We start from the raw sequence: 22687 nt of genomic DNA on the forward strand, positions 1-22687 counted from the left end.
TGATTCAACTTCTGATTCAACTTCTGATTCAACTTCTGATTCAACTTCTGATTCAGTTTCTGCCTCAGTTTCTGCCTCTACAACATCGGGTTCCGGTTGCACTTCTGCTCCCGCCTGAGGTTGATCTGTGGCCTGAGGAGCCGCAGCTGCCGGATTTTTCTGAGCGATTCGCATTGCTTCTTCTTCTGCTTCAACGCGTTCACTCTCCCGGTCTGCCACTTCGACAATCTGCTCGCACTGTGCGGCTGTCAGGCCTCCCAGTTCAGCCAGCTGATCCGGCTCAATCACAGACAGGTCGTAGTAACTGAAGAAGCCCTGGGAAACCAGACTTTCTGCCAGTTCTTCTGACACGCCAGGAATGGAAGAGAATGCTTCCACAGTTTTATCCAATTGCTCGTCCAGTTCCGTTTGTGTCATGACTTCAATATCCCAGCCAACCAGCTTGGAAGCCAGACGCACATTCTGTCCCTTTCGACCAATTGCCAGAGGCAACTGATCATCTCGAACCAGCACAATCACGCGACCCAGCATGGGGCATAGAATGACATCTTCCACTTCAGCCGGCTGAAGTGAATTCGGCACCAGCACCTGCAGTGAGTCGTTCCAGCGAACGATATCAATCCGCTCACCGGCCAGTTCATCCACAATATTTTTAATTCGGGCCCCCCGCATTCCCACACAGGCACCGACACAGTCGATACTGCTGTCGATACAGGACACAGCGACCTTGGAGCGATAACCGGCTTCCCGCGCCAGAGAACGGACATCAATGATCCGGTCGGCCACTTCCGGTATTTCCAGTTCAAATAAACGACGCACCATATCCGGATGAGTTCGTGAGAGAATCACCTTGACCCGGCTGCCCGCTTTGCGAACATCCAGAACAACCGCACGCACCCGATCCCCGACGCGAAATGACTCGCCTGGAATCTGTTCGCCGCGGGGCAGAATCCCTTCAATTTTGCCCAGGTTAATCAGTACCGCGCCACCTTCAACACGGGAAACGGTTCCCGATACCGACTGGTACTGCATCTCCATATATTCATCGAAGACCGTGTCGCGCTCTGCTTCCCGGATTTTTTGAATCATGACCTGCTTGGCTGTCTGTGCCGCCACACGTCCCAGAATTTCACCTAGAATGTCTTTGCCCAGTTTATCGCCATCACAAAGAACGGTCGGCTCGCCTGTATCGCGATCAATGTCTACAGAAAGCTCATGATCATCTCCAAAGTGCCGACGCGCAGCCGACAGGATGGCCTGTTCAATTCCACCAAACACGATCTCTTTATCGATACTTTTATCGCGTTGAATGGCATCAACAATCCGGAGAACTTCCTTACCGTCCATAATTGTGTTTCCTTCATTCGACAGTTGAGATATTCAACTGACTCGAAAACTACTCAAACTAGACCTGAACTGGTCAAATCTATTGATACACCGCCGGGAATGATGCCCCTGCGATACCGCTATTAACAAAAAAAAGCGGGTACATGCCCACTTTATGACTACCCGTACCACCGCAAAACGGAAGTCAGGCGTAGCCGCGATTGGCATTTTTCAATACAACAAACGCGACAATCGGATTGGTGAGCCAAAGCTCGTGTTCCAACCAGCCTACATAATTGAGGACTCCATTCGAGTTTACGAATGCCGATTCATCACAAAGAAACAAACAGCCCGAACGGCATGTCACCCCTTGCAAGCACAATGCGTACTGAACACCAGTACGCAGAACAATTGCGCATAAAGCACCACTACAATGAATGCTTCACTAACAAATGAAATTAATCTTCGCGCGTTCAGATGTCAAGCACCGCAGGCAACTATTTCATAACGACTTAACTTCACCGGGTGCGGACTGCCAAAACAGCTCTTCGCACAGACAATCCGTACAGTAGCGAGGCGATAAACCCGGAAACTTCCTGAAAACCCCGGGAAGACCGAATTCAGCACTTTCTTCACGATGAGTGCAGATTGATCTCCATCGAAACACGAAACTTCTATACTATCATACGCAGAGCCCTGAAATTGGCGACCCCTGTTTCTCCAGAAAGCGGCGCCCGTTCCAAGCTCATTTATCGCAGTTTAGCGGACAGACTGATCAAGAAATCGGTTCCGCTGCAGCTGTCTGAGTTATGTTAAACCTGCTCGAAAGAGCCCCCTTTTCTACCCTCAAATTTTGAAGGACAACCCTGCAATGCCTCGCATTTTGCCACTGTTGGTTCTCTGCCTTGGAATCCCGCTCACCGTATCTGCACAACCACCCGCTACAACAAACGATCCTTATGCCCAGCAGAAGATTCAGGCTGACCAGGCACAGCAGCAGGGGGACTACGCGAAATCGATCGCACTCACGTCCCAGGTCCTGCAGCAGAAGCCCGACGATCACGTAGCCTATTACCTGCGAGCCAGCGCCCGCGTTGAAGCAGGACGCGAGCAGGGCAATGTCCAGTCCATCCGCGAAGGGGTCAGTGATGCCCGCGAGGCAATCCGCTTCAGCGAGAACCAGAACGCCAACTATTACCTGCCCTACCTGTATGGGATGATGAATCTGGCGGTAATGGAGAACAAAAAAAGCCACGCAGAGACTGCCCTGGGTGTCGCCAACCAGGTTCTGGCCCGCCCGGGACTGACACCGGAGGAAAAAGCCAACTTCCATTACCAGCGTGGCATGATTTATCTGCCCCTAAACAAGCCACAGGAGGCAGCACAGGACTTCACGGAAACCATCAAACTGTCTCCCGATCACTTCGCAGCGCTGCTCGCCCTGCCTGATGCCTACGCCCTGGCCGGCAACAATGAAATGGCTCTCGCCAGCTTCAACCAGGTGATACAGAAACAGCCGGACTCTCCCGTCGTCTACAACAATCGGGCCATGTATTACCAGCAACAGGGAAAACTCCAGGAAGCCATCAATGACTTTTCCCGGGCAATCCAGATCAACCCGAAATATCATCACGCGATCACCAACCGCGGCTTTGCCTACCTGGAAGGCGGTAAACCGGACACTGCAGAAGCTGACCTGACACAATCGCTGTCGATTGAACCCAACCAGCCATTTGTTCTGGGAATGCGCGGAGAGGCAAGACTCCTGCAGGGCAAAATCACTGAAGCGATCCAGGATCAGAAAAAAGCGGTTCAGATGGATCCGCAAAACCCGGCCCTGCACTCCGACCTGGGCTTCTCATATTTCTTTAACAAAGACTACGCGGAGGCTTTGTCTGAATTTAAGCTGGCTGCACAACTGGCACCCGAACAGATGAAAGTTCTCGATCCCTGGGTCTACCTGGCAATGCTTCAGACCAACCAGAAATCTGCCGCAGATGCCAAATTCCAGTCTGTCATCGCTAAAAAACCGGATGCGCGCGACTCCGTTGATAACCTGCTTTTATTCTTGATGGGAAACATCTCGAACACGGAATTGCTCGATTCAATCGACCAGAAAGACGTGGAACGCGCGAAAGCTCAAATCTGTGAAGCCTATTTCTTCATCGGGCAGAAATCACTTCTGGCTGGTGACAGCGCAACTGCTGCCCAGAATTTCCAGGCCTCATTGAATACCAATATGAAAGGCCTGTCCGCTTATCGTGGCTCTCAGTATGCCATGCAGAAATTTTAGACCGTGTCCAGCTTTACTTCAGCGGCTTCAAGTCCATCCATACCGTGTTGGATAGACTGAGAGACGCGAAGATCAAACCTGGTGCAATCCAGTTCTGAAGAACCTGTAAACAATCAAAGCCTCGCAAGGAGCATTGATCCTTGCGAGGCTTATTTATTTTCGCGAAGCGGGATTACTCAGACACCACAGATTACAGAGGCACTGGCCTGGCCAAAGGTGGTTGTGCTGATCTTCAAAAACAGCTTGTTATCAGTAGCCAGAGGCTCGTTGCGAACCACGTTTAAGGGGCAATCCGGATCAACGTTTTCATAATTCAGGGTCGCAGGAATCACACCCTGTTTCAATCCTACCAGGGATCCACTCGCTTCCACGATTCCGCAGGCGGATCCAGAATTACCAAAGTAACTTTTAAGTGCAGTCACAGGTATTTCACTGGCTTTGTCCCCAAAAATATCCTGAATGGCAAGATATTCCTGAACATCGATTTCCTGCTCGCCTAAGCCATGGGCATTGATATGGCCGATATCTCCCACTTCCACATCAGCTCTTTTCAATGCCAGCTTAATGGCATTGGAGATCGCGGTTTTCGTATCCACTGATCCATCGCGTTTCACAACGCATGAAGCCCCGGTTCCCAGCACTTCACCCCAGATCTTTGCGCCCCGCTGCTCAGCGTGAGTTTTTTCTTCCAGCAACAGCGAACAGGCGGCTTCTCCCAGAACCTGCCCGGTGCGGGCTTTGTCAAAGGGACGCGAACGCTTTTCAAATTCTGCAGGGGAATCTGCCAGCTGATCCCAGAATTTCGCATGAATGGATTTGACTTCATGCACGCGGGTCCCGGTCACGCCGGCAATCATGACGTCAGCCCAGCCCCGTTCAATCACACGCTGCGCTTCGCCCAGCACCAGATTTCCGGATGCTTCCGCGTGGGTAATCGAGTTACTCGGTCCCCGGGCGTCAAAAATAATTCCTATGTGGCAGGCAGGCATATTGGGCAGATATTTTAGCAACCATAGCGGTTCCATTTTGGCCAGACCATCATTGCCCCACCGCTGGAATTGAAACTCAGTGCCTTCCGACGCAGCCATACAAGCCCCAAAGAGGACAGTGGGGGGGCTCAACATCAGGTTGGCTCCGAACTCGATGCCGAAGCGTTCGCTGTCCAGGTTCTCCAGATCCAGTGCAGCGTCATTCAAAGCCAGATTGGCGGAAGCGACCCCCATCTGGATTTCACGGCACATCACTTTCAGACTTCTGCGCTGCTGCTTCAGGTATTCTTTTTTGATGGTGGAGTCATTGAAGTCAGAAATTTCCGCAACGCAGGTATCAGGAGCTGCCAGATGTGAATAGAGTTCGGATTTTTTGACTCCTGATTTCCCGGTCATCAGGCTATCTTGAAATGCTTGCACTCCGATTCCGATCGGGCTGAGAATCCCCATCCCGGTAATCAGAATTCGCCGCTTTGATTCTGTATTCATTTGAATCTCTTATGAAAGTCCCGCTTATCAACTACGCCAGCCGCACTTGAAGAATGTATCTTCATCGTAGAACAATATTCTTCCCAGACAAGAGCTTTGCCTGCTTCAATCGGAAAAACTGCAGACGCAGCTCACCATGCTCAGAAAAGAAGAATTCGAGGGATCGCGATAACCGAACTACCTGCTGCCTGAACCCAAAACACTGGCAACACACAGACATTTATACACCACCCAGACCCGATAAAGCAGCTGTAACAAGGGATAGCTAAGACAATCAGGCCTCGATTTTCAACCCTGAAGCAACAATCAGATCAGGAATTATTCGGGAAAACTCTAACCCCTTACAGGTAATCCCGAAAACCAGGCAGACCACGAGCCAATAACCCGGAAAGGACAGCGTCAGGCGCCTTAAGGCGCCTTCTGCAGAATCAGACAGGCATTGTGCCCGCCAAACCCGAAACTGTTCTTCATTACCCTGTTCAGCTTCATCTCACGGGGTTCATTGGGAATGTAATCGAGATTACATTGCTCGTCTGGATTATCGAGATTGATCGTCGGCGGTGCCACCTGTTCCTGCAACGCTTTGACACCAACAACGAACTCGACACCACCGGATGCCCCCAGCAGATGCCCCAGATGCCCTTTTGTACTGGAGACAGGCATCTGTTTCACATGGGAATTGAATACCGTATTGATGGCAGCAGTCTCGGCGACATCTCCCAGAGGAGTACTTGTGCCATGCGTATTGATATAGTCAATATCCTGTGGATTGAGACCGGCGTCTTTGATCGCATGCAGCATGGCACGGGCAGCCCCCCGTCCCTCAGGATCAGGAGCCGTCATATGAGTTCCATCTGCAGACATACCATAACCGATCACTTCTGCAAGAATCGGAACTCCCCGTTTTTTCGCATGCTCGTACTCTTCGAGTACAATTATGCCGGCCCCTTCAGCCATGACAAATCCATCCCGATCACGGTCGAAAGGACGACTGGCTGACTGAGGATCATCATTGCGAGTGGAGAGGGCATTCATACGGGCAAAGCCAGACAGACCCATCGGAGTCACTGCGGCCTCGCTTCCGCCAGTAATCATAATGTCCGCAACATCATGCTGGATCAGCTTGAAGGCATCCCCGATCGCATTCGTTGCCGAAGCACAGGCAGTTGCCACTGCGCTGTTCGGTCCTTTTAACTCGTAAGTCACCGAAATGTTCCCGCTGGCGGCATTGACCATCAGCTTGGGAATCATGAAGGGAGAAACACGTGCTGGCCCCTGGTTATACAGCCGATCGTGCTGGCTCTCGATTTCATTCAGACCGCCGATCCCACTGCCGACCAGAACTCCTCTGCGATAGGGATCACCGTCAAAATCTTCGAGTTGCGCCTGGCGATAGGCAATATGAGCGCCGACCAGACCGAATTGCACAAACCGGTCGACACGCTTCAGATCTTTTGCTGAGATGTTCGTATATTCGCTGGCGTTGAAATCCTTGATCTCACCACCAAAACGAACTTTGTAGTCTGAACAGTCAAAGCGTTCCAGCGGACCAATACCACTTTTACCAGCGCATAACTTGTCCCAGAACTCTGAGACATCTAAACCCAGAGCCGTTACAACAGATACTCCGGTAACGACAACTCTCCTGCGCATTCGTGAACACTTCCTACAATGAAAAGACAGGACCAGATAGTTTCAAAACAAAGGACAGTTCAGCTGACTGGAGCAGATCCGGGTTAGCTGGCCTTTTCAGTGATGTAGCCCACTACATCGCCGACAGTTTTGATTTTGTCATAGTCGTCATCAGGAATGGTCACATCAAACTCGTCTTCGAATTCCATAACGAGTTCAACAATGTCCAGAGAATCGGCCTTGAGGTCGTCGATAAATTTGCTGTCCAGCGTAATATCTTCCTTAGGATGGCCTAATTGCTCGCTAACGATACCAACCACTTTTTCTTCAATTGACACTCTTCTTCTCCTTCACCGTCTTAGTGATTTTTTTAACTTCAGGAAGGCTGGAAACATCATTACCAGACCAACTTGGATGGATTCGCCTACAGATGTAGCGATGATATATCCACTTTCCCGAATTATGTAAACCTTAAATTGCGACAAGAATTATGAGTCTTGTCTACTTCACCAAAGTTATCTCATAATTTGATCGGGCTGACTTTACCAGTCTGAGAACCCATGATTTTTGGTTCTCAAGAATTTTCTTCAGAGTTCCCGCGTAAGTTGTTGTAGCACAATTTGATAGACTAGATCAAGCTCTGATTTTCCAGTCAAATGAACCTCGCGACACCACTGTCCTTTTGCACGCACCACCTGGTTTTGCTGGAAAACCAACTGCTGCTGCCTAGGAATCGTTAACCGTTTCACAGGAAATTTTTCGATCGACGCGTTTCATCAAACCCTTCAGAACCTTACCAGGTCCGATTTCATAAAACTCATCAAAGCCGGTTGCCAGCATCTTTCTCAGGGAATCCTCCCAGAGCACCGGACTGATCACCTGTCGTACCAGCAATTCGCGAATTTCATCCGGATCTTCGTGAATTTCCGCGTCAACATTGGAAATCACCGGAATTTCCGGCTTCTTCAGCCCCACTCCTGCCAGTGCTTCTGACAGTCGCGTGTCCGCCGGTTTCATTATCTCCGTATGAAACGCTCCGGCTACCGCCAGGGGAATCGCCCGGCCACCTTCCTGTTCGGCCAGTTCCGCTGCCAGTTCGCAGGCACTGTTTTCACCAGACAGAACGATGTTTCCCGGGCAGAGATAATTGGCAATCCAGATATTGCCGGCAGACGAAGCAGACTGACAGATCTCTGAAACTTTTTCGCGATCCAGCAGCAAAATGCTGACCATTCCCGAAGGATTCGCATCGGCGGCAGCCTGCATTGCTTCGCCACGACGCTGCACGACACGCAGCCCGTCTTCAAAACTCATGGCTCCCGCGAACACCAGGGCAGTATACTCCCCCAGGCTCAAACCGGCTGCCATCTCACAGGCCAGAACTTTATCGGGTGAATCTGCACGCAACATTTCCAATGCGGCCAGGCTCGTCACAAACAGAGCAGGCTGGCTGATTACAGTCGAATCCAGCTCTGCGCTGGGACCCTCAAAACAGAGCTTGGCCAGATCGTATTCCAGAATCTCCGAAGCACGATCATACAACTCTCGGGCTGCCGGATAATTTGCGGCAATCGTTTTACCCATCCCGACATGCTGAGCACCCTGTCCGGGAAATAAAAAAGCGATTCTGCTCACGAGTCGATCCCTCTATTTTTGGATTTGCGCTGCTAGTTAAAGACGCCGACTCAGGCAACAGGCTTCTGCGCCAGATGTTCGGCGATCTGCGAATTGATGCCACGATCCTTGAACATGGCACTTCCCTTCAATGCGTTTGTGATCGAGTGGGCATCACTGGAACCGTGGCAGATAATACAAATCCCGTCGATTCCGAGTAATGGTGCACCGCCGGTTTCATGGTAACGGAACCGCTTGCCCATCTCATGAAAAGCCAGCTTGGCCTTATCCCGCTCGACATCAAGACTGCTGATGATCTGCCGCGAAGCTTCTTTCATCAGAAAATCAGCCATTCCTTCACTGACCTTCAATACCACATTGCCAACGAAACCCTCACAGATTAAAACGTCAGCTTCCCCCTGGTACAGCCCGCGGCCTTCAACATTGCCGATAAAACTGTCTTTCAAAGGCCCTTCATTCAACAGGCGGTACGTGTCGCGATAGAGATCGTTGCCCTTCACGTCTTCGCTGCCGATGTTGATCAGACCAATCTTGGGAGACTCGATCCGCAGTACTTCGCGGGCGTAAATCTCACCCATTACTGCATACTGATAGAGATGAGAAGGTCGAGCCGAGGGATTGGCACCGACATCCATCAATACGGCATGGCCGGCACTGGTGGGTAACGTCACTGCTATCCCGGGGCGTTTGACACTTTTCAGGAACAGGCGGGTTTTCAGGCCGGAAGCGACAACCGCACCGGTGTTCCCGGCACTGACGACCGCGTCAACCTCGCGGGCCGCCATCAGCTTCCAGCAGACAGAGATAGAGCTGTCCGGCTTCTGACGCATGGCGTCAGTCGGTTTTTCCTCCATCCCCACAACCTGGCTGGCATGGACAATCGACAGACGATCGCCATTATAACCCGAAGCTTCCACCTGAGCTTCAAGAAGGTCCTGCGGACCAACGAGAACGACATTGAGTGCAGGATCTGCCTGCAATGCAACGATGGCTCCTGTTATGTTCGGTTCAGGGGCATAATCTCCCCCCATTGCATCCAGTGCAATCCGCATTGACCACTAGTCCTCAGTATCAACGATGGTTCGCCCCTGATAGAAACCACAATGAGGGCAAATGGCATGGGAAGGGGACGCGGTGCCACATTGTGGGCAATAGGTGGGCTTGCTTGCCTTCACACTATTATGACTGCGTCTCTTACGAGAATTGGATTTTGACATCCGTCTTTTAGGAACTGCCATGAAAAAGACCGCCTTAAAACACCTGACTTAACTTAAACTAAACGTAATACGTAACTTAACAAATATTTTAGACCCTGTAAGCGCACGGAGATCTCTCATACCAGCTTTTCTGACAGGAATCGAACATACTATGCAATTTTCAAAACAACTGTCAAGCTACAGGGCCTACATCAGACGATATCAAAAATGATATTTTCGTATTGATTCGCGTAATCAAAACATCAGTACACACATTATCCCGCCGGAATCCCAGGAATACGAGTAAAGCAATGACGGATCATCGCCTCAAATCACCTGTCTCACGAACAGTTCAGACCATTCTGACAGTCACTACACTGGTGCTCTTTCTACAGAATTATGTCTCAGCTGCGCCGCAACAGATGACCCCACAGGAACTTCAGGCATTCGGGAAGCAGATCCAGGATACCGCCAACGCACAGGATCCGGCTAAATTCCGGGCCCTGTTTGACTGGAAGACCTTTATCAATCGGGTCCTCGCTGAATACGAACAGAATTCCGCCATCAAAGAAGCAATTCTGCCCGTCCGCCAGCAGCTTGAAGCGGCGTATACCGCCGAAAACCAGGGCATCGATTCCGAAATCCTCGCGGAAGTCGCCAGTGGAGCAGATTATCGCTTCCTCGCCATGCGAAAAGAGGATGATCAATATAAAGTCATTTTTCGCTTCCTCCGCCCCGACTGGACGCTCAACTACCAGGCATTGATTATTGAAAAACAGGATTCCGGCGAACTGAAAATCATCGACATCGACAGCCTCTCTACCGGAGAACTGATTTCCCAGTCTCTGCAGCGATTGTATCTGCCCGAACTGTATAAAGCCCACGGCGCCAATCAGGATAAACTGACTCCCGAACAAAAAACACGGATTCTGGACCAGAAAAAACGCTATGACTTTCTGACCAACACCGACGAAAAATCGGATCCCTTCCAGGCCTATTCCCAACTTCCTGCTCAATATAAAAACGATAAAACCGTCCTCCTCTTTCTGGCTCAAGACTCGATCGCCAAAGAAGACAGCAAAAAATATCAGCAGGTGCTAAACGTCTATCGTAAATATCATCCCCAGGATCCTGCTGCGGAACTTCTGAGTATCGATTACTTCAGTATGGAAAAACAATACCCCCAGGCAATCGACAGCCTGGAACGTCTCTCCGCTTCACTGAAAACGGTGGACCCCTATCTGTACTCCCTGCGGGCCGGCATCCTGATTGAATCGGGGGACGTCAACCTGGCTGGAAAATACGCCGGGAAAGCATCTGAAATCGAACCGGATCTCCTGCAACCTTATCTGCATCTGCTGAATATTTCGGTCATGCAAGGCAACTTCGACGATACGATCAAACACCTCGAAACGCTCAAAACCAAATTCGGATTCGCCTACGAAGACCTGGATCTCAGCGAACTCGAAAACATCGAAAAATTTACAGCTTCACCCCAGTTCAAAAAATGGCAGTCTCAAAAACTTCCCCCCAAAGCGGAATAGCGCTGCCGCGATTTATATGTGACAAGCGATGACTGCTGCACAGCGTTGATTCCCCCTGTTCACCAGACCCTGGTATTTTGCAAAAAAAAACGTTTTTCATCCACCTCAACGTCATTTTGCACAACCCACTGTTATAAATTCACTTACAACAATTTTTCGGCAACCCTTCCCAAACCATCGGCCCTGCAATAATCATACTTAAAGTTTTTGACATCAACGGCTTAACACCTCGAACCAGTTGCGCCTGAATACGACACTCTTGCGCTGATTTGCGACATACTGCCGCCACCAATTACGCACTCACCCACTCCGCTGCGACAGACTCCCGCCATAAAAACGCAGAAACTTTTTCAGGCGTGAAGAAATCAACGGTCTTCTGTCTACCAGACAACTCAAGCAGGCGATGCGTTATTGTACTGATTGCATCGAGCCGGAGAAGATGAATAGAGTGAAGTCGTTCAGGAGCCCCTCTCTGTATCGCAAAACTCAATACTCTCCCAAAACCTGACCGTCATCTCGTACTGCCAGTCGTTGAAAAGTCGAGTTAATGTCCTGCACATAAGTCGCTGTGGAAACGGTCCCTTTCTTGTAGTCGATATTCTCGCTCAGAAAATGCACTGATCCATCACAGAAGACAAAGTGCGCTCCCCCCACATGATTGCTGCTGAAACCACGGACGTCATGCTCGGCGCCGGCAACCGCATTGATGCCGTTGTAGGTCAGACCAAGCACTGCCATCCCGTTTCCTTTACGGGCATAGCTGCTGCTTTGTGTATTATTCGAAGCAGAAAAACCGATGGCATTCGCCCCGCCGACCTTGTTGGCACTTTTATAAATATAAGCTCGCTCACCGACCAGAATCGTATTACTGCTCCCGTCAAGAATATCACGAAAGCGGACGCTGGAATTGGCAAAACCAATCCCATGCGCAGGTCCATATGCATCAGGAGGTCCAAGCTGATACACGGCAGGCGTTGTACTGTCCCAGGCATTTGCCACCATCACATAATCTGAGCGGGCAATCTGGTAAGTCGCCGATCCATCCGTCACGGTAAAATTATAATTGTTCGATCCGGAAACGTAATCATTCAAATTGGGTCCCGGATCGGACGGACAGAGAAATACCCCAATGGGTTGCTGCAGCGCCTGTCGAACCGTCGCATTTGCCAGGTTCTGGTCAAGAGTCACACTGCCGGCATTGAGCACGTTGTACAAGGGGGCCTGGTCAATATAAGGCAACAGAAACGTACCCCAGCCATAAACTCCCAGCTCCCCCTGATTACACGCTGGCCACACAGACGAAGAACTGCAGGGCGTTTTCGTAATGTATCCCGGCGGAAATGTACCATGCGCATCATGGTAGTTATGCATCGCCAGCCCGAACTGTTTCATGTTGTTTTTGCACTGAGACCGTCGTGCTGCTTCGCGGGCCTGCTGAACTGCGGGCAACAGCAAGGCAATCAGAATGGCGATGATCGCAATCACCACCAGTAATTCAATCAGTGTAAAGCCTTTTTTCGAGTAAGTCTGGCTCGTTTTCATAGCAGAATCCCTGATCATTCAAAATAAGAAAAAAATGAAACGCTTTCAGAATCGAATAACTGAGTTTATTCCTCGTCTCCTGACTTGAATTTTATTTGGATTGCATCGCGATATCGAACTCGTTCTCGCCCGGCTGCACTTCCAGCTTCAGCTCACTTTGGGAACCATATCGGGCTGGAATCTTCAGGCCGGTGGCATCAATTCCCCACTCCACGCGCACTGTTCCCGGTCCCAGCTTGACGCCGGGCTCATTGATCAGATAGTTCGCTTCATAATGACCTGCTTCATCGGTGATCGCAGTCGATGGTCTGCCGCGCTCGGGTTCGAATAAAACAGTGACTCCCTCAAGGGGCTTGCCATCCAGCGTGACGGTTCCATGCACCTGACCCAGTTCAGGCATATCGGGAGCCTCATCACTGCAACCGGCATTGAGCCCCAACACCATCAGCAATAGCAGTACAGAATTTCTGCGCACAGTGGTTGTCCTTTTTCACAAGGCACAAGCATGTTTCCACTTCAGAAAAAAGTGGTTCGACATCTCACACACGACGAATATTGAGAAATGAAATACTGGAATTCACCAGCCGTCTGAGCGCGATGAGCAGCTGATTCACATTTGATCAAACAACCCTCTGTTTACTATCCTGAATTCAGACCGGGAAAGCAAGAAAAATATTTCATTTTTGGACCATTTGGGAGATTCCTCTACACAGTTGACTTCCATCACAACGGCTTACGACAACGATAAATTTTTTGCATTCAACAGGTGATCCGACTACGATGCAGACTTCCCTTCCTGAGAAAAAGTCCTGTCAGGGAAACTCCATTTCGGTCCGCGAATCCATCAGGAGAAATCACACATGCCTGCGTTCATTAAGATCCTGTTTACCACTGCTCTGCTGACAACCAGTGTCAACACGACACTCGCCCAGGAACGATCTGACTCTGCTGCCGGAAAGCCGATCTTAATTCAATCACAGGAAATGATCGTACTCGTTCCCCAGTCGCGCGAAAAACTGATGGCTTACAGCATTGAGAAAAACATCTGGGATCAGATCGACATTTCTGTCGATCAAAAGCAGCCGATTGAGCCCACCGTCGCACAAGGCATGACCGCCTGTCAGCTGCGTCAGACGATTTATGCCTTCGCAGCCAAAGGGGGTTTCTGGGCCAGTCTGAACCTGCCCCCTGATTTCAAAACCCGCTTCTCTATCAACGATCAGATCGTCACCGTCTTTGCCAAAACAGAAACGGAAGATCGGCTGTACGTTTTCGGAGCCAACGCCGCTTCCTGGTCGGGCGTGGACCTGAAGACCGGCAAACTGCTGGATGTCAATGAACAGAAACAGGATCCTGCCAATTGACACTGAATCGAGAATCCCTGCTGGACATACCCCGGTGGTCGGAGTCTAATTGTCACCCTTAGTCCTGCTGAAAACCCGCCAACAGAGTGACGACAGGGAAACTCTGCGCCTGGTGTATTGAACTGATTCCCGGAGCGCTCCGTGATTTCCTCACCTCAAACACAGAACGACTGGCCGCTGGCACGGAAGATTCTGTGGGTCATTCTGTTTCTCATAGCACTGGCCGTGTTTGCCCCCGGTTACATGGCTGCGCTGCGCCCTGCGGACGGCCAGGTTTTCGACTTTTTCAAAGAGTGGGCCGCCGTCCGGAACCGCCTGTCAGAGATGCCCGTTTACGCAGATCAGGAACTGGCATTACAAAAACACCTGAACCTGAAACGAACCGACTCGGGTGGATTTTTCGATCGCTATAATACGCATCCTCCCTCCGCCAACCTGATCGCTGTCCCTTTTGCCTGGCTCTCCTATCAGGACGCACATCTCGCCTGGAGCCTGGCCTCCCTGGGAATGCTCGCACTGGCGATCTACTGGATCGTACAGGCGCTCCAGATTCAGATGACATTCTGGAGCGGACTTGCCTTACTGACACTCCTGCTCGCCTGCGATCCGCTGCAACAGTCGCTGATCCAGGGACAACCCAACCTGCTGCTGGCCCTGCTGGTGGTTGCCGCCTGGAAAACGGGGCGGTCCGGAAATTCTCTGCTGGCAGGTGCCTGCCTGGGATTAGCCACGGCAGTCAAAATCTATCCCGCTTACCTGTTCCTGTACTTTCTTATCAGACGTGATGTCCGCGCACTGCTGGGGGGCGCACTGGCCTTTGCTATCATCAGCCTGATCACAGTCGCCCTGTTTGGCAGCAATGCCTACCATGATTACCTGACAGTGGTACTGCCCTCACTGGCCGACATTACGAACAACTGGGGCAACGCGTCACTGCTCGCCTTCTGGGAACGCCTGTTTGATCAACCGACGGACACAATCACCCCTGTTGTCAATTCCCCCCTGCTCCTGAAGTTGACCGTCTGGTCCTCCTGGCTCGCCCTGACAGCGCTGGTGACCTATGCTGTCTGGAAAACCCGCTTTGTAAAATTCAGCGATCAAAGCTTTGCCATCACAGTCGTCGCCATGCTGTTGATGACCCCCACGACCTGGCATCATTACTTCATCATCCTGCTGGTTCCAGTCGGGATTCTGTTCAAAGACTATCCCCCTGATTCGGGAAAACGCTGGCTGGTGAATCTGACGGTTGCCGCCCTGGCAATCAGCCCCGACTCGCCTGGGCGCTGTTGATTCCCGCTCGGAAAACCATTACTTCCGCCACCGCTTCCGCTCCCTGGCAACAGGGTGGCATGGTCGCGGTCCCCTGGCAGTCGCTCACCGCACTCTCCTACCAGTGCTTTGCCCTGCTCTGGCCTGACCAGTTTCCCTCCCGTCAAACAACTCGGGCTTCGCCAGAAAACGCAGCCTGAAATCACTGGCTGATCTTCACCGAAATCTTCCCGCTGTTATCAGCCAGTTCGTGCCAGTTGTCCCGGCACCGGAGGAAGAGCTTTCCGCTTGCAGGCGCCCGAAACCGCTCTGCTTTGCCCAGTTCGAATTCTGCACTCAACTCGTATTCTTCATTCTCATTTTCGTACAGCACAACGCCCATTAAAGTGCCTTGCCCGGAATCATCTCCACGAGCGGTCACATCTTTGCTTTCAGTAGCCGTGTTCCATTCTCCCAGCGTTGAGATCTGGTACTCACGCCCCTCTTCCACCAGCACTCTCGATGCCTGCCAGCCCTGGTTGGCCTCAATTTTTGAATTCAGCGGACGCACGGAATTAGGTTTGCGAAACTTGGTTTTCCAGTCCCACTGGCACAGATCACAGCGAAACCCCTGATCGAAGTGCTTCAGGAAAAACAGGTACTCAAAAGAGATTTCCCGGTCCATCGCTCCGTAAGTCTGATTGAAAGAGACCGGCTTATTCATCAGCAGTCCCAGGCCCAGCGGTCGAAACCGCTCCGAATAATTCGGGTTCGTCGCCAGGAGATGACACAGCGCCCACCGCCAGCAGTAATTCTGCCAGGAATCTCCGGTCGTTTCGCTGGAATTTACAATCTCATTCAGACTTTTGGGTTCACTCCGTTTGATATAGTCAATCACATATTGCTCACAGGTGACCGCCAGGGGCTGACCTTTACGGGGCACCCCTTTCCAGTTATTGCCCATTTCAGCCATGCCCTCACTGTACCAGACCGGGCCAGTGCGACCAAAATTCTGGGCACAATACGCATGCACGGCTTCATGCTGAGGCGTACCTCCGTTCGCAGTCGCATACACAATCGATTTGGCGGCGACGATCTGTCCGCCCCGATACGTCGTGCGACTCATCGTCACGCCACCGCCCCCCTGCACCGACTGCATGCCCGCCGGATGCAGACTGCCGGCAGGCCAGTTTGCCAGATCTTTCACCACATAACACTCAATGATGGACCGATTCGGGCTCGCCCAGTAAGTCGAAATGATAACCAGCATTTTTTCCAGGCGTTCCAGTAAATCCCGTGCTTCCTCAGCCGGCAGATCCGTATGGATCAGAAAATTCTTGGAGCGATAGTCGGCGGGCGCCGGGAGAGAGGCGGGTCGCTGGTTCACCGCCCGCCGATTTCCCTGAGCCTGGAGGCTGCCGACAGAGACCGTCAGCAGAAATACCAACATCAGAAATGACCGGAAAAACAATGGTTTAAACGTTGTTACTGCTGATTCCACAGACAGTCTCCTCCTCTATGTTTCCGCCCGGCAAAATAAGATGTGCAGCACTGTAGCTCGAAAGGGACAGACAGTGTTTCATTGTACCACAATCCAGACCAGAGACAATTTTTTACCCCCTTAAACCGGCAAGCTCACATCCTCTACGCTTGATATGTGATCGTTCCCACTTTAACCTGAAGGCAAGTTTTTAAAGAATGTTTAGTTTGTTGGTTCATTGCACTCATTCAGTGAGAGGTCTTCTCCATGAAATATCTAACGCAGATTCGCTACGGATTTCTACCATTTTTGCTCTGCAGTGTTTATCTGCTGCAGCCTGTACGATGTTCTGCTGCAGAAGCACTCTGGAAAGCCGCCTCGGTCAGCGTTGTGATTACCCCGGAAGAAAATCTCTGGATGGCCGGTTATGGCGGGCGCACGGCCCCTGCCGACGGCAAGCTCCATGATCTCTGGATGAAAGTTCTGGTCATAGAAGCCCGCGACGGACACCGGGGAGTGATTGTCTCAACCGATACCCTGGGCATTCCCCAGTCGATCTACAACAACGTCTGTGCTGCCCTGAAAGAAAAATACAAGCTGGAACGCAGCCAGATCATGTTAAACAGCTCGCACACTCACTGTGGGCCCGTACTCCGTGGTGCCCTGCACGACATCTATCCACTGACACCCGAACACATCAAACAGATTGAGACCTATTCCACGAAGCTGGAACAGCAACTGGTCGACGCCGTCGGCAAAGCGATCAAGGAACTCGAACCCGCGACCCTCTGGACGGGAACCGGCTTGACCAGTTTCGCCGTCAACCGCCGCAATAATGTCGAAGCGGAAGTCCCCGGTCTCAGAAAAGCACACGACCTCAAAGGCCCCGTTGATCACAGCGTTCCGGTGCTCGCCGTCAAAGACAAAGACGGTCAACTCAAAACCCTCGTCTTCGGTTATGCCTGCCATAATACCACACTGGGCATCCAGAAGTGGTGCGGAGATTATGCTGGCTTCGCGCAATATGATCTGGAAGCCATGTTTCCCGGCGTGACCGCCATGTTCTACATGGGCTGTGGAGCCGACCAGAACCCGCTACCCCGCCGTACACAGGAACTGGCAGAATCGTATGGCTCACGGCTGGCGCATGCCGTCGCTGACACCGTCCGACTCCCGATGGTGGAACTCGACCCTGAACTCAAAACCGAAATCGAAATCACCGACATCAAGCTCGGCGATGCACCCACCAAAGCGGATCTCGAGAAAATCGCCGCCGGAAACCCCAAATCCTACGTAACCCGCTGGGGAACCCGACTGCTGAAGGAACTGAATGACGGAAAGACCTTCATTACTTCCTACCCCTTCCCGGTTCAGGTCTGGCTCCTGGGAAAAACCCAGCTCTGGATCACCATTGGCGGCGAAGTCGTCGTCGATTATTCCCTGGGAATGAAAAAAGAATTCGGACCCAATACCTGGGTTGCCGGCTACTGCAATGATGTGATGGCTTATACCCCGTCACTGCGGGTGCTGGAAGAAGACGTTCCCCCCCGGAAATCGTCCCGCTGGGGCTATGAAGGGAACACATCCATGATGGTCTATGGATTACCCGCCAACCGCTGGTCTGAGGAAATCGAAGACAAAATCGTCGAGAGTGCCCGCAGACAGGTCGAAAAGGTCCGCAATGGAAAACAGGCCCCCGCTTCGTTAAAATAGCCGCTTCGGCCCTGATTTTACCTGCTGCCTACCCGCTTCTGTGGTTGTTTTGCGTTTTTAAGTCCCTGCCGTTTGTCGCGCAGGAACTGAAGTCCTAGAATGCAGCATATTCAGACCTGTTAAGAAACATTAAATGAAACAGGTTTCCTCTGGAAACCTGACAGCAATTGTCCACTAATATTAACGTAGCACTGAGGAGAGACTAATGGCTTCCGGAAATCCTTTTGGCGCGGAAGGTCAATTAAAGGCAGCTGGTGGTGAGTTCACTTATTACCGTCTGCAGAAACTGATTGATGATGGCATCGGCAATATCGAATCACTTCCCTTTTCCATTCGCGTGCTGCTCGAATCCTGCCTGCGAAATGTGGATGGTTTCGTGGTGAACGAATCTGATGTCACGAATCTCGCCAACTGGAGCGCAGAATCTCCCAATCCCGTCGAAGTTCCCTTTAAACCAGGCCGCGTGGTCCTGCAGGACTTCACCGGTGTTCCCGCCGTCGTCGATCTGGCTGCCCTCCGCAGTGCCATGGTCCGACTGGGCGGCGATCCTCAGAAAATCAATCCCCTGGTTCCGTGTGACCTGGTCATTGACCACTCGGTGCAGGTCGATGAATTCGCAACCCGATTCTCCCTGCAGCACAATGTCGAGAAAGAATTCGAACGGAACCAGGAACGCTACCAGTTCCTCCGCTGGGGACAGCAGGCACTCGATAACTTCGGCGTCGTGCCTCCCGCCACCGGGATCGTGCACCAGGTCAATCTCGAATATCTGGCCAAAGTGGTCCTTACCAAAGATGGTGTAGCCTATCCTGACAGCCTGGTCGGAACAGACAGCCATACCACCATGATCAACGGCCTGGGCGTTGTTGGCTGGGGCGTGGGTGGGATTGAAGCCGAAGCGGTCATGCTCGGCCAGCCGATTTACATGCTGACTCCCGAAGTCGTCGGCTTCCGGTTGAGCGGCAAACTCCCTGCAGCCGCCACCGCGACCGACCTCGTTCTCCGCATCGTCCAGATGCTCCGCGAGCACGGCGTCGTCGGCAAATTCGTCGAGTTTTATGGTCCCGGCCTGTCCAACATGAGCCTGGCAGACCGTGCCACGATCGCCAACATGGCTCCTGAATACGGTGCCACCATCGGCTTCTTCCCCGTCGACGATGAAACCCTGAACTACATGCGCCGTACCGGACGTACCGACGCGGAAGTCGATCTGGTCGAGCGATACTACAAAGAACAGGGCATGTACCGCACTGACAGTTCCCCCGAACCCAGTTTCACCAGCAAACTCGAACTCGATATTTCGACCATTGAAGTCTCGCTGGCCGGGCCGAAACGCCCCCAGGACCGCATCGCACTGACCGATATGAAATCGCACTGGCACAGTGATCTCAGCAAAACCTTCGGCAAACAGGATCCCTCCACGACCAGCGTTGCCGTCGACTATAATGACCAGAACTTCAATCTGAAAGATGGCTCGGTTGTGATCGCCGCCATCACCAGCTGTACCAACACGAGTAACCCATCCGTCATGATCGGTGCCGGCCTGCTGGCGAAGAAAGCGGCGGAAAAAGGACTGACCCGCAAACCATGGGTCAAAACCAGCCTGGCTCCCGGAAGTCGCGTTGTAACCGACTACCTCGAAAAATCCGGCCTGACTCCTTACCTCGATCAGCTTGGCTTTAACCTGGTTGGCTATGGCTGCACCACCTGTATCGGCAACAGTGGTCCGCTGCCTCCTCCTATCTCCAAAGCCATTAACGAGAACGACATCGTCGCTGCCGCCGTCCTGTCCGGTAACCGGAACTTCGAAGGTCGCATCAGCCCCGATGTGCGTGCCAACTACCTCGCCAGCCCCCCACTCGTGGTGGCCTATGCGATCGCCGGCACAACGGATATCGACCTCAGCACAGAGCCACTGGGACAGGATCAGGATGGCAAAGATGTCTTCCTGAAAGACGTCTGGCCTTCTCAGGAAGAAGTCAACGCGACAATGGAATCATCCATCAATCCGGAAATGTTCCGCAAACAGTACGGCAAAGCTACCGAAGGCTCTCCCGAATGGCAGGCCATCAATGGCGGCGACGGAGACATCTTCGCCTGGGATGAACACAGTACTTACATTCAGGAACCGCCGTTCTTCGTCGATATGCCTGTCACTCCGGAACCCATCAGTTCCATCAATGACGCGCGGGTACTGGTGTCAGTAGGCGACTCCGTCACTACCGACCACATCTCTCCCGCCGGTGCCATCAAAGCCGATTCTCCTGCCGGGAAGTATCTGCAGGAAAACGGCATCACCCCGGAAAACTTCAACAGCTACGGCAGTCGCCGTGGTAATGACCGGGTCATGACCCGGGGAACATTCGCGAACATCCGCCTCAGCAACCTGCTGGCTCCCGGGACCAGCGGCGGTGTGACCACGTATCTGCCAACCGGTGAGCAGACTTCAATCTACGAAGCCTCGCTCAAGTACAAAGACGCAGGTATCCCGCTGGTCGTGCTTGCCGGCGGAGATTACGGCATGGGTTCTTCACGGGACTGGGCCGCCAAAGGGACTTTCCTGCTGGGCATTAAAGCGGTCATCGCCACCTCGTTCGAACGCATTCACCGCTCCAACCTGGTCGGCATGGGCGTACTGCCTCTGCAGTTCCGGGACGGAGAAAGCCGCGAAGAACTGGGCCTGGACGGGACAGAAACATTCGACATCGAACTGGATGACAACCTGAAACCAGGTCAGGCGATCCGCGTCACCGCGACCAAGGAAAACGGAACGCAGGTTCTGTTTACGGTCCAGTGTCGTATCGATACCCCCGTCGAAGTCGAATACTACCGCAACGGTGGTATTCTGCACAAAGTACTACGCGATCTGGCTACGTCCTGATTTGATGAAAACTGCGTTTGAAACCGATCTGATTGTCGAGGATTACCTGGACGGAGCCCGCATCGATCGGTTTCTCAGCCGCCATTTCAGAAATTATTCGACACATCGACTGCAGCGCATCGTGCAGGCGGGGTTTGCTAAAGTGAATGGCATCCCCGCTGAGCCGCTGCAGCGCGTGTTTCGCGGTCAACAGATCAGTATCCGTCTCCCGGAACCGCCCGATAAAACCTACGATCCGGAACCGCTGCCGCTGGAGGTTCTGTACGAAGATGCGTGGCTGATGATCGTCAATAAACCCCCGGGCATGATTGCCCATCCGGCGGGAAATATTCTGAGCGGTACCGTAGCCAATGCCCTGCAGTATTATCTGGACCAGCAGACCGGCGTCCGCAGTCTGTTGCGGCCCGGTATCGTCCATCGACTCGACCAGTTTACCAGCGGCATTCTGATCGTCGCCAAAGAACATCTGGGACACCGCAGTCTCTCGATCCAGTTTCAGCAGAACCGCGTCAGCAAAGCCTACCTGGCGATTGTCCGCGATCAACCGGAACAGAATGCATTTGAAAACAGTAACGCCATCGGAGAACACCCTACCCAGGCCGGCGTCTGCATGACGACTCACCCGCAGGCACTGCGCGCCAAAAAGGCGTTTACCCGCTTTGAAGTGGTGCAACGCTTGCCCGGCCATTCGCTGATCCGCGCGTTTCCCAGAACCGGGCGTCTGCATCAGATCCGCGTGCATCTGTCAGACCTGGGATTCCCCATCATCGCCGATGACTTTTATGGCAACGATGCCAGGCTCCTGGAGGACCGCGAGTTGATCACGAGACAGGCATTACACGCGGAGCAGATTGAATTCTCACACCCCGTGACTGACCTGCGGATGAAAATTACCGCTGGAGTACCAGCTGACTTTCAACTGGCACTCCAGCGGATACGGAGCGCCTGGAGTGGATGACAAATATGATTCGCAGCGACCTTCAGACTGCGATCCGACCTCAAAGAAGTCAGCTTGCTACCGGTTAGACTTCTACGATTTCCTCTTCATCTGACTCTACTGGTTCCTCTACCGCCACGGTCAAAGCAGCGTCCACACTGATTTTGGTGAGCTTCGATTCTTCAAACAGACGATCCAGGCTCATTTTTTCAAACGCATCGAAGGCAGCTACTTTGTAGCATTCTGCCATCGTCGGGTAATTGAAGACGGCGTTTCGGAAATATTCGATCGTCCCGCCAAACGACATGACGGTCTGACCAATGTGCACAATCTCGGTCGCGGCTTCACCAATCGCATGGATACCCAGAATCTTCAACGTTTCCCGATGAAACAGAATTTTCAACATCCCGTCCCGGTC

General features: G+C 52.3%; 18 protein-coding genes and 1 pseudogene. 8 read left to right on the top strand and 11 right to left on the bottom strand.

Features of this window, described 5'->3' with window-relative positions:
• Window positions 1-1347: transcription termination factor NusA (gene nusA, locus AACZ40_RS17740; protein WP_339675248.1), on the bottom strand; the 1347-nt coding region annotated here is incomplete at its 3' end.
• Between the two features lie 850 nt (window positions 1348-2197).
• Between nusA and AACZ40_RS17745 the strand changes: the two genes are divergently transcribed.
• On the top strand, window positions 2198-3619 hold the full coding sequence (locus AACZ40_RS17745; RefSeq protein ID WP_291174991.1) for a tetratricopeptide repeat protein: 1422 nt from the start codon (window positions 2198-2200) through the stop codon (window positions 3617-3619).
• 176 nt (window positions 3620-3795) lie between these two features.
• Here the strand turns inward: AACZ40_RS17745 and AACZ40_RS17750 are convergent, their stop codons facing one another.
• The 6 genes from AACZ40_RS17750 to rpmF form a co-directional block, all read right to left on the bottom strand.
• A complete protein-coding gene (locus AACZ40_RS17750; protein ID WP_291174994.1) occupies window positions 3796-5097 on the bottom strand; it encodes a beta-ketoacyl-[acyl-carrier-protein] synthase family protein in 1302 nt (433 codons plus the stop codon).
• A 408-nt stretch (window positions 5098-5505) separates the two neighbouring features.
• Window positions 5506-6750, bottom strand: a complete 1245-nt coding sequence (gene fabF, locus AACZ40_RS17755; RefSeq protein ID WP_291174997.1) for a beta-ketoacyl-ACP synthase II — start codon at window positions 6748-6750, stop codon at window positions 5506-5508.
• Window positions 6751-6833: 83 nt separating this feature from the next.
• The gene (acpP, locus tag AACZ40_RS17760; protein WP_002649181.1) at window positions 6834-7067 is read right to left on the bottom strand and encodes an acyl carrier protein; all 234 of its coding nucleotides are present in this window, start codon (window positions 7065-7067) and stop codon (window positions 6834-6836) included.
• 388 nt (window positions 7068-7455) lie between these two features.
• The gene (gene fabD, locus AACZ40_RS17765; RefSeq protein WP_291175011.1) at window positions 7456-8364 is read right to left on the bottom strand and encodes an ACP S-malonyltransferase; all 909 of its coding nucleotides are present in this window, start codon (window positions 8362-8364) and stop codon (window positions 7456-7458) included.
• 50 nt (window positions 8365-8414) lie between these two features.
• Window positions 8415-9416 carry a phosphate acyltransferase PlsX gene (gene plsX, locus AACZ40_RS17770; protein WP_291175014.1) on the bottom strand — a complete coding sequence of 334 codons (1002 nt, stop codon included), beginning with the start codon at window positions 9414-9416 and terminating at the stop codon, window positions 8415-8417.
• Window positions 9417-9422: 6 nt separating this feature from the next.
• Window positions 9423-9602: a 50S ribosomal protein L32 gene (rpmF, locus tag AACZ40_RS17775; protein ID WP_081459625.1), complete on the bottom strand. Its 180-nt coding sequence runs from the start codon at window positions 9600-9602 to the stop codon at window positions 9423-9425.
• 269 nt (window positions 9603-9871) lie between these two features.
• Between rpmF and AACZ40_RS17780 the strand changes: the two genes are divergently transcribed.
• The gene (locus tag AACZ40_RS17780) at window positions 9872-11104 is read left to right on the top strand and encodes a hypothetical protein (protein WP_291175019.1); all 1233 of its coding nucleotides are present in this window, start codon (window positions 9872-9874) and stop codon (window positions 11102-11104) included.
• Between the two features lie 486 nt (window positions 11105-11590).
• On the opposite strand, the gene AACZ40_RS17785 is transcribed toward AACZ40_RS17780, so the two are convergent.
• Window positions 11591-12646 carry a DUF1559 domain-containing protein gene (locus AACZ40_RS17785; protein ID WP_291175022.1) on the bottom strand — a complete coding sequence of 352 codons (1056 nt, stop codon included), beginning with the start codon at window positions 12644-12646 and terminating at the stop codon, window positions 11591-11593.
• Between the two features lie 91 nt (window positions 12647-12737).
• On the bottom strand, window positions 12738-13121 hold the full coding sequence (locus tag AACZ40_RS17790; RefSeq protein WP_291175025.1) for a carboxypeptidase-like regulatory domain-containing protein: 384 nt from the start codon (window positions 13119-13121) through the stop codon (window positions 12738-12740).
• Window positions 13122-13506: 385 nt separating this feature from the next.
• On the opposite strand from AACZ40_RS17790, the gene AACZ40_RS17795 reads away from it, so the two are divergent.
• The 3 genes from AACZ40_RS17795 to AACZ40_RS17805 all read left to right on the top strand — a co-directional run bounded on the left by AACZ40_RS17795 (window position 13507) and on the right by AACZ40_RS17805 (window position 15479).
• A complete protein-coding gene (locus AACZ40_RS17795) occupies window positions 13507-14010 on the top strand; it encodes a hypothetical protein (RefSeq protein WP_291175028.1) in 504 nt (167 codons plus the stop codon).
• Between the two features lie 141 nt (window positions 14011-14151).
• Entirely contained in the window at window positions 14152-15300 is a 1149-nt protein-coding gene (locus AACZ40_RS17800) for a glycosyltransferase family 87 protein (RefSeq protein WP_291175031.1), read from the top strand.
• Window positions 15297-15479: a hypothetical protein gene (locus tag AACZ40_RS17805; protein WP_291175034.1), complete on the top strand. Its 183-nt coding sequence runs from the start codon at window positions 15297-15299 to the stop codon at window positions 15477-15479. The genes AACZ40_RS17800 and AACZ40_RS17805 overlap by 4 nt, the downstream gene beginning before the upstream one ends.
• Window positions 15480-15481: 2 nt before the next feature.
• Here the strand turns inward: AACZ40_RS17805 and AACZ40_RS17810 are convergent, their stop codons facing one another.
• A complete protein-coding gene (locus tag AACZ40_RS17810) occupies window positions 15482-16708 on the bottom strand; it encodes a hypothetical protein (protein WP_291175036.1) in 1227 nt (408 codons plus the stop codon).
• Window positions 16709-17005: 297 nt separating this feature from the next.
• On the opposite strand from AACZ40_RS17810, the gene AACZ40_RS17815 reads away from it, so the two are divergent.
• From AACZ40_RS17815 to AACZ40_RS17825, 3 genes are all read left to right on the top strand, one after another.
• Complete coding sequence (locus AACZ40_RS17815) at window positions 17006-18451, top strand: neutral/alkaline non-lysosomal ceramidase N-terminal domain-containing protein (RefSeq protein ID WP_291175039.1); 1446 nt, start codon at window positions 17006-17008, stop codon at window positions 18449-18451.
• 205 nt (window positions 18452-18656) lie between these two features.
• Complete coding sequence (acnA, locus tag AACZ40_RS17820) at window positions 18657-21332, top strand: aconitate hydratase AcnA (RefSeq protein WP_291175042.1); 2676 nt, start codon at window positions 18657-18659, stop codon at window positions 21330-21332.
• Between the two features lie 4 nt (window positions 21333-21336).
• Window positions 21337-22290 (top strand): RluA family pseudouridine synthase, encoded by a 954-nt coding sequence (locus AACZ40_RS17825; protein ID WP_291175045.1) that lies wholly within the window; start codon window positions 21337-21339, stop codon window positions 22288-22290.
• A gap of 64 nt (window positions 22291-22354) precedes the next feature.
• Here the strand turns inward: AACZ40_RS17825 and AACZ40_RS17830 are convergent.
• Window positions 22355-22687 (bottom strand): annotated as a pseudogene (locus AACZ40_RS17830) (Si-specific NAD(P)(+) transhydrogenase); the annotation flags it as partial.

The sequence above is a fragment of the uncultured Gimesia sp. genome (genome assembly GCF_963972345.1).
Classification (GTDB): Bacteria; Planctomycetota; Planctomycetia; order Planctomycetales; family Planctomycetaceae; genus Gimesia.